1 protein-coding gene is annotated in these 370 nt (G+C 29.7%); it reads right to left on the bottom strand.

All coding sequences use genetic code 11. The annotated features are described in order from the left end of the window. The coding region (locus tag ND811_RS19545) for a hypothetical protein (protein WP_265365572.1) at nucleotides 1–324 on the bottom strand (324 nt) is incomplete at its 3' end. Between the last annotated feature and the right edge of the window lie 46 nt (nucleotides 325–370).

The following is a 370-nucleotide window of genomic DNA, read 5'->3' on the forward strand; positions in this document are numbered from 1 at the left end:
CGATTTATTTGCGCCATGAGTGATTAGCATTTTTGATGAATCATCGCAAACGATATTTAGGATAAATTTGTCCAAATCTCTATTTGATTCATTATAAATATGAATGGAGGAGTAATAGAGAATCGGTACTTGTATTCCATTGTAAGTAACTTGTATAGAACCAAATACCTGGTCTTCCATTGAAAAAGCTATTTTATTATGCCAAACAGTGTAACGCAGTATCGTTAATCTTTCTTTATACTTGTTAAATATATGTGTTAAAAACCCTCCTAATAAAAGAGCGATTATTGAAGTAAGTAGATCTTTTTGATTTATTTCTAACATATGAACCTTGAAAAATAAATTGATTTGGGCACTTTCAGATAACGAA

The sequence above is a fragment of the Leptospira soteropolitanensis genome (assembly GCF_026151655.1).
GTDB lineage: Bacteria > Spirochaetota > Leptospiria > Leptospirales > Leptospiraceae > Leptospira_A > Leptospira_A soteropolitanensis.